Here is a 746-nt window from a genome sequence, read left to right on the forward strand (position 1 = left end):
CGCCGATGGTAGCGGGATAGACGGTGCCGATCGCAATCTTCCGTTTCGTCTTGCCGGCAATCGAGCGGACGATCTCGGTCGACAGATCCACCTCGCTCAAAATCCTCACCGACCGCTCGTAGAAGGCCGCCCCTGGCCGCGTCAGTTCCACCCGCCGTGTGGTGCGGATGAAGAGCTGTACCACGAGTTCCCTCTCCAGCGCCAGGACCGTATTCGACAAAGCCGGCTGGGCAATATGCACCTTGGCTGCCGCCCTGCCGAAATGCAGCTCCTCGGCCACCGCAACGAAGTAGGATAGCTGGCGTAATTCCATTCGTTGATATGCCCCCGTAAATCGCGGGAAACGATCGGATGCACCAGGCCGCCGCGTGCCGTTTGTAGAGTATACTCCGTAGTTGAATACTCTACAAGCTGCTTGGCTCAGCTTATGGATATACGCGAAGCATTCGCTCGGAATCTTAGGCTGCTCCGACAGGCCAAAGGCCTGTCCCAGGAGGAACTTGCCCATCGAGCGGACCTCGACAGGACGTACATCAGTTCTTTGGAGAGAAGCGTATACAGCCCGACTATTGAAGTGGTGGATCGGTTGGCAACCGTCTTGGAGGTTGAAGTGGCGGAGTTGCTCAAAAAATCTTAGGAATCTAGTCGCGGCTTTTGCGCGTTGACGGCCCGATTGGCCGCCTTCAACGGGATCGAACCGCCGTTGGCTAATCGTATTTTGCGCGAGCACATGATAGATCATTGAC

Annotated in this window: 2 protein-coding genes; one reads left to right on the forward strand and one right to left on the reverse strand. The window is 56.8% G+C overall.

Annotation, left to right across the window (positions count from 1 at the left end; genetic code table 11):
* Positions 1-313, reverse strand: a 313-nt coding sequence (locus tag AC1D35_RS36605) for a LysR family transcriptional regulator (RefSeq protein WP_477942960.1), incomplete at its 3' end; no start/stop codon positions are given.
* 114 nt (positions 314-427) lie between these two features.
* Here AC1D35_RS36605 and AC1D35_RS36610 point away from each other — a divergent pair.
* Entirely contained in the window at positions 428-637 is a 210-nt protein-coding gene (locus AC1D35_RS36610) for a helix-turn-helix domain-containing protein (protein WP_477942962.1), read from the forward strand.
* Positions 638-746 lie beyond the last annotated feature (109 nt).

It is taken from the genome of Rhizobium sp. P1_E6, assembly GCF_056405875.1.